The following is a 6,067-nucleotide window of genomic DNA, read 5'->3' as shown; positions in this document are numbered from 1 at the left end:
GGCGGGGCTGCCGGGGCTGGTGCTGGCCATCGTCCGCCAGGACATCGAGGTCACGCTGCTGGAGCCGTTGCTTCGCCGTACGGTGTTCCTGGAGGGCCCGGACGACGCGCGGATGGTCGCCGGCGGTGAGCTCCTCCAGCGGGAGCGGGGGCGGCCCGGGGGCGGGGGCGGCCAGCGCCAGCAGGTCGAGGTTGCCGGTCCGCCTGCCGGTCGCGGCCTCCATCGCCGTCAGGAACGCCGGCATGAGCGGCGCCGACAGGTCGCCGGCGGGCAGCAGGGCGTGCACCCGAGCCGGATCGACGTCGGCGAAGACCACCGTGTGGGCGGTGAAGGCGATGATCCCCGCGTCGCGCTCCGACGGCTGGGGCAGGACGGTCACGCTGCCGTCGGGGGCGGGCGGGCGGCCCGCCGCCGCGTCCGAGAGAAGGTCGGCCAAGGTCTCCATGCCCACATTCCAGCAGACCGGATTCGCAGCGAAACGATCAGCCCGAGGGCGCGCCCCCGTCCGCCGCGGACCGTACGGCGGCCAGGTAGGCGTGGATGGCGTCCCGGTTGCGGGACAGGCAGTCGATGCGCTGCTGGATGCGGCCCGCCTCAGCCCGCAGCAGCTCGGCCAGTTCCGGCGTCAGGCACTCCGGATGCAGGTGGATCTCGTCGGGCTTGTTCAGGAACGGCAGGATGCGGCGGATGATCTCCGTGGTGAGCCCGGAGTCGAGCAGCCCGCGGATCTGCTGGACCCGGTACACCGCCGACTCGGGATAGTCCCGGTAGCCGTTGACGGCGCGGTCGGGGTGCAGCAGGTCCTGCTCCTCGTAGTAACGCAGCATGCGCGTCGGCACGCCCGTACGCTGGGACAACTGTCCGATCTTCATGCTTCCCTCGGAGGATTTGCCTTCACACTGATGTGAAGGTTTCAGCATAGGCGGCATGTCTCCTGCGAAACTCCCGTGGGCGGGGCTGCTCGCGCTGTTCACGGCGGCGTTCACGGCCGTCATGACCGAACTCCTTCCGGCGGGCCTGCTGCCGCAGCTCTCCGCCGCCCTCGGCGTGCCGGAGGGGACGGCCGGGTTCCTCGTGACCGCCTACGCGGTCGCCTCCTTCCTGGCCGCGATCCCGCTGACCGCGTTGCTGCGCGGGCTGCCCAGGCGACAGGTGCTGGTGGCCGCGCTGCTCGGGTTCGCGCTGCTCAACGCGGTCACGGCGGTGTCGTCGTCGTACGCGGTGACGTTCGCGGCGCGGGTGGGGGCGGGGGCGATGGGCGGCATCCTGTGGGCCATGCTCGTCGGGTACGCCGCCCGCATGGTCCCCGCCGAGCGCCGCGGCAGGGCCATCGCGATCGTCTCGGCCGGGATCACGGTGGCACTGTGCGCGGGCATCCCGGCCGGGACGCAGCTCGCGGCGGCCGTCGGATGGCGGGCGGCGTTCGGGTCGCTGTCGGCGGTGGCGGTGGTCCTGGTGGGCTGGGTCCTGTGGAAGGTGCCGCCCTTCCCCGGCGAGCCGGCGGCGCGGCGGGTGCCGTTGCGGCGGGTCGCGGTCGTCCCCGGCGTCAGGACCGTGTTGTCGGTGACGGCGCTGGTACTGCTGGGGCACCAGGCGATGTACACGTACCTGGCGCTGTTCGCGGAGCAGGCCGGGTTCGGCCGGCCCGGGACCGTGCTGCTGGTGTTCGGCGTGGCCACGGTGGCGGGCATCTGGGTGGTCGGCGCGGTGATCGACAGGCGCCCGCGGGCGACCCTGCTCGCGGTGCTGGCCGCGGTGGCCGCGTCCATGACGGCCCTCGGTCTGTACGCCGGGTCCGCCGGGGTGCTGCTGGGCGCGGTCGCGTTGTGGGGCGCGGCGTTCGGGGGAGCGCCGACGCTGCTGCAGACCGCGCTGGTCATCGCCTCGGGGCCGGAGAACGCCGACGTGGCCACGTCGATGCAGACCACCGTCTACAACGTGGGCATCGCGGCCGGGTCGCTCACCGGCGGGCTGGTGCTGGAGGGCGCGGGGGCGGGCGCGCTGCCGTGGACCGCGCTCCCGGTGGCGCTCGCCGCCCTCGCGGTCGTGGCCGCCGCCCGCCGGCACGCCTTCCCGGCCCCCGGCGGCACGGCCCCTGGTGACCTGGCCCCCGGCGACCCTGTCGCCGGAAGCAGGGCCGCCGGAACAGGCGACGCTAGAAGCCGTGCCTCGACAGCGGCGGCACCAGCTCCCGCTCCTCGTACGACAGGTGGGACAGCAGCGCGTCGCTGAGCAGGTCGACGGCGGCGCGCAGGTCGCCCAGGCCGCCGGGCTCGCCGACGAAGGCGACGAGCGTCCGGTCCACCCGTTCGATGATCTTGTGGATCGCCTCGTGCTCCTCCTGCAGCCGATCCAGGACGGGCGCGAGCCCCGGCTCGGCGCGGCGCAGCTTCGGGAAGACCATGCTGTCCTCCCCGGTGTGGTGCATGGTGACGAGCCTGCAGTACGACTCGCAGTACGCACCCAGCGTCCAGTTGTTCTGCCGCATCGTCATGGTCGCGATCTGCGAACGGGCCGCGCCCGCGTCGATCGTGCCCGCGGCCACCTGCTCGACGAGGTCGCGGAGCTGGGCCAGCTCGGCGCGCAGGTGGTCGTGCACGTCCACGAGGTGCTGCCCGGCGGCCTGCTCCGCCGGGGTGTATCGGCGGCCGGGGTCGGGGTCGGGCGCGGTGGGCCTGGTGGCCTCGTCCCAGACCTGGATCGCGGCGCGGGTCCCGGCGCGGTTGGCCGGTTCCGGCGACTGTCCGCGTCCGGCGGCGACCAGCTCCCGTACGGCCGGGGCGGTCTCGGCGGCGAAGCGCTCGATCTCGCGCGGATCGCCGGACATGAGGATGAAGACGCTCACCCCGTGGACGAGCGCGAGCTCGGCGAGCTGCGCGGCGGGCAGCGGACCGCCCAGGTTGAGCAGCCGCCGCACGTCGGACGGCGACCGCCCGGCCTCCAGCGCGGCCTCGTCGATGACGGCGTTGCCCTCGCCCAGGGCGGCGACGTCCTGGAAGCGGGGGAGCGAGGGCAGCCAGCCGTCGGCCAGCCGCCCGGTGAGCCGGAGCATGCGCGGCTTGTACGCCCCGAGCCAGATCCCGATGTCGTGGGCCGGTCGCGGGCCGCGCTTGAGCCCGTCCACCCGGTAGTGCTCGCCGCGGTGGTGGATGCCGCCGCGCGTGCCGGTGTCCCAGACCGCGCGGATGATCCCGATGCCCTCCTCCAGCGCGGCCACGGCCTCGGACGGGGTGCGCCGGGGGCCGCCCATGGCCTCGATGGCGTCCCAGTAGCCGCCCGCGCCGAGCGCCAGCTCGAACCGCCCGTGGCTGAGCAGGTCGAGACTGGCCGCCGCCTGGGCGAGCACGGCCGGCGGGCGCAGCGGCAGCGGGTGCACGTTGCCGGCCAGTCGGATGCGCTCGGTGCGCGCGGCGACGAAGCTGAGCAGCGTCCAGGTGTCGAGGAGGGCGGGCTGGTAGGGGTGGTCCTGGAAGGTCACCAGGTCCAGCCCGGCGCGCTCGGCGAGCTGGGCGAGGGCCACGACCTCGTCCGCCTGCCCGGCGGCCGGGACGAGGTTGGCGCTGAACTGCAGGTCGTGACCGTAGTCGGGCATGAGGGGCTCACCCATTGGTTGGTTGTACGAACTGTTGGTGTCGCGAAGTAAATTTAGTTCGTGCCGCCAACTACTGTCAATTACACTGGTCGCATGGTCGCCACCGAAGCCCCGGGTCTGAGCCTCACCGAGGCGCTCGTCCGCCTGGCGCACCTGGTCGAGCAGGTCTACGGCGAGGTCAGCAGGGAGCACGACCTGACCCCGCAGCAGGCCCAGCTCCTGTGCCTGCTGGTCGGCGGGCCCATCGGGATGACCGGCCTGACCCGGGCGCTGCACCTGGAGAAGTCGAGCCTGACCGGGCTCGTCGACCGCGCCGAGAAACGCGGGCTGGTGGCCCGGGTGCGCGACGCGCGTGACCGCCGCGCCTGCCTGATCGAGCTGACCCCGGCGGGCGCGGAGATCGCGGTGCGCGCCCACGACGGGGTGGCGGCCCGCCTGGAGACGCTGGCCGCCGGCCTGCCCGCGCGCCACCGCGACCTGCTGGCCGCGGCCATCGGGGAGATCCTGACCGAGGACACCGCCCGTACCGGCCGCACCTGGGGCCGCCTGGAGCCCGGCCGCTGAACGGCCGCTGGTCAGGGGAGCGTCAGAGGGGAGGGAAGACCTCCGCGAGGAACGACGTCAACGCCGCCGTCACCTCTTCGGGGCGTTCGAGGGGCGCCAGGTGGCCGGTCTCGGGCAGGTCGAGGCGGCGCGCGCCCGGAATGCCCGCTGCCAGGATGTCCGACACCTCCTGGATGCCCGGCACGTCCGACAAGCCGTTGATCACCAGCGTGGGCGCGGCGACCTCGCGCAGCCGCCCCGCGGCCGGCGGGGACAGGAACCGCTCCGACGACCTGGGCCCGGTCCAGGACCGCTGGAACACCAGGGCGCACATCTCCACCGCCGCCTCCCACACCGGACCGGGCAGCGCGTCGCGGCTGCGGCCGGGCCCGGCGACCTGCCAGGCCGTGTGCGCCTCGGCCATCGCCCGCACGTCACCCGGATCGACGCCGGTCGCCCCGCCCTCGCGGTAGCGGGCCAGCCGGTCGGCGGGCACCGAGGTGTGCACGCGTTCGCGGGCCTGCGCCAGCATCTCCGGCGGCCACTGATGTCCGGCCAGGCCGGAGCCGACCAACGCCAGGGCCGCCACCCGGCCGGGCGCGGCCAGGGCGGCCTCCACGGCGTACGCGCCGCCCATCGAGCAGCCGACCAGCGCCGCCCGCTCGACCTCCAGCGTGTCCATCAGCTCCAGCAGGTCTTCGTGGTGGCAGACCTCGCCCTCGGCGTCGCCGGACCCGCCGTGGCCGCGCCGGTCGTAGCGGATCACCCGATGACGCCGCGACAGCGCCGCGAACTGGTGCTCCCACATGCGCCGATCGGCCACCCCGGCATGGACCAGCACGACGGCGTCGCCCGACGCGGGCCCGGCCTGGTCATAGGCGATCGTCATCCCCGCAACCTACTCCCGCGGGGGTGCGGGAGAAGGTCGCGTTCGCCACGGGCTCAGCGTCAGGCGTAGTCCGGGGTCATGACGGCGGCCAGGGTCAGGTGCGGGGCGGCCTCCTCCGGGTGGCCCTGGCGGTGCAGGGTACGGCCGAGGAGGTGACGGGCGTAGGAGTCGTCGGGCGCCTCGGCGACCAGGCTCTCCAGGGCCGTACGCGCCCGGCCGAGCTGGGCCGAGGCGAAGTACGCGCGGGCCGCCAGCAGCCGCACCCCGCGATCCGTGCCGTGCTCGTCGAGCAGCGGGCGCAGCAGCGTGAGCGCGCCGAGCGGGTCGCGCTGGTCGAGCAGCGACTCGGCGTGGCGCAGGCGCTCCACCTCGGCGGGCAGCCGCCGGACCGGGTGAGCGGCGGCGTCGGCCAGGAAGTCCCTGATCACGTCCGGCGGCTGGGCCCCGGCCAGGGCGCGGCCGCCCGCGACGATGGTCGGCGACGTGCGCACGCCCTTGGCCTTGCCCGTGAGCAGCAGCTCGCGCACCAGGCCGGCGCCCCGGCCGTCCCACGGCACGCCGGTCTCGGCCGCGATCGCCGACAGCACGGCCGGGTCGCCGATGTCGAGGGTCTCGACGAAGTGGGCCGACAGGACCCGGCCGACCACGTCGGACTGCAGCGCCGCGCCGCCCGTCTCGTACGCCACGGCGATCAGCCGGTGCGCCTCCAGCGTGTTGGGCCGCCAGGCCGCGCCCCACTGCTGCCCGAGCCCCTCGTCGGCGGCGATGCCGGCCACCCGCAGCCGGTTGTCGGCCGGGGACAGGCCGGGCGAGCAGACCTGGAGCGCCTCCTCGACCATGGGGTCGCTCAGCACCTCGGCCAGCGGCTCGGCCTTCGCCGGCGCCGACGGATCGATCTGGAACGGCCGCCAGACCACCTCGACCGGCTCGCCCTCCCAGGAGGCGAGGGCCTTCTCCAGCCGCCGCTTCCCGATGTGGGCCCATCCGCAGACCATGTCCGCCCAGACTTCGATTCGCATGACGGGCAATCTATGCGACAACTG

6 protein-coding genes and 1 pseudogene are annotated in these 6,067 nt (G+C 74.6%); 3 read left to right on the top strand and 4 right to left on the bottom strand.

Annotated features, from left to right (window positions below; all coding sequences use genetic code 11):
• Window positions 1-91, top strand: a pseudogene (locus ACWEJ6_RS23700) (RsmG family class I SAM-dependent methyltransferase); the annotation flags it as partial.
• A 391-nt stretch (window positions 92-482) separates the two neighbouring features.
• Here ACWEJ6_RS23700 and ACWEJ6_RS23695 read toward each other — a convergent pair.
• On the bottom strand, window positions 483-872 hold the full coding sequence (locus ACWEJ6_RS23695; protein ID WP_397158431.1) for a MerR family transcriptional regulator: 390 nt from the start codon (window positions 870-872) through the stop codon (window positions 483-485).
• 55 nt (window positions 873-927) lie between these two features.
• Between ACWEJ6_RS23695 and ACWEJ6_RS23690 the strand changes: the two genes are divergently transcribed.
• The gene (locus ACWEJ6_RS23690; protein ID WP_452426179.1) at window positions 928-2,232 is read left to right on the top strand and encodes an MFS transporter; all 1,305 of its coding nucleotides are present in this window, start codon (window positions 928-930) and stop codon (window positions 2,230-2,232) included.
• Here the strand turns inward: ACWEJ6_RS23690 and ACWEJ6_RS23685 are convergent.
• Window positions 2,156-3,607, bottom strand: coding sequence for an LLM class flavin-dependent oxidoreductase (locus ACWEJ6_RS23685; RefSeq protein ID WP_452426177.1), 1,452 nt, complete (start codon window positions 3,605-3,607; stop codon window positions 2,156-2,158). The genes ACWEJ6_RS23690 and ACWEJ6_RS23685 overlap by 77 nt on opposite strands.
• A 78-nt stretch (window positions 3,608-3,685) precedes the next feature.
• Between ACWEJ6_RS23685 and ACWEJ6_RS23680 the strand changes: the two genes are divergently transcribed.
• Window positions 3,686-4,156, top strand: coding sequence for a MarR family winged helix-turn-helix transcriptional regulator (locus tag ACWEJ6_RS23680; protein WP_387674067.1), 471 nt, complete (start codon window positions 3,686-3,688; stop codon window positions 4,154-4,156).
• A 22-nt stretch (window positions 4,157-4,178) separates the two neighbouring features.
• On the opposite strand, the gene ACWEJ6_RS23675 is transcribed toward ACWEJ6_RS23680, so the two are convergent.
• Window positions 4,179-5,024 (bottom strand): alpha/beta fold hydrolase, encoded by an 846-nt coding sequence (locus ACWEJ6_RS23675; protein WP_452426174.1) that lies wholly within the window; start codon window positions 5,022-5,024, stop codon window positions 4,179-4,181.
• Window positions 5,025-5,083: 59 nt separating this feature from the next.
• Complete coding sequence (locus tag ACWEJ6_RS23670; protein WP_452426172.1) at window positions 5,084-6,043, bottom strand: DsbA family protein; 960 nt, start codon at window positions 6,041-6,043, stop codon at window positions 5,084-5,086.
• Between the last annotated feature and the right edge of the window lie 24 nt (window positions 6,044-6,067).

The sequence above is a fragment of the Nonomuraea sp. NPDC004702 genome (assembly GCF_053601695.1).
This window is presented reverse-complemented; position numbering and strand designations above follow the sequence as displayed.

Excerpts from the sequence above, each read along its gene's own strand:
- ACWEJ6_RS23695 (WP_397158431.1), bottom strand. The coding sequence starts at position 872 with ATGAAGATCGGACAGTTGTCCCAGCGTACGGGCGTGCCGACGCGCATG.
- ACWEJ6_RS23690 (WP_452426179.1), top strand. The coding sequence starts at position 928 with ATGTCTCCTGCGAAACTCCCGTGGGCGGGGCTGCTCGCGCTGTTCACG.
- ACWEJ6_RS23685 (WP_452426177.1), bottom strand. The coding sequence starts at position 3,607 with ATGGGTGAGCCCCTCATGCCCGACTACGGTCACGACCTGCAGTTCAGC.
- ACWEJ6_RS23680 (WP_387674067.1), top strand. The coding sequence starts at position 3,686 with ATGGTCGCCACCGAAGCCCCGGGTCTGAGCCTCACCGAGGCGCTCGTC.
- ACWEJ6_RS23675 (WP_452426174.1), bottom strand. The coding sequence starts at position 5,024 with ATGACGATCGCCTATGACCAGGCCGGGCCCGCGTCGGGCGACGCCGTC.
- ACWEJ6_RS23670 (WP_452426172.1), bottom strand. The coding sequence starts at position 6,043 with ATGCGAATCGAAGTCTGGGCGGACATGGTCTGCGGATGGGCCCACATC.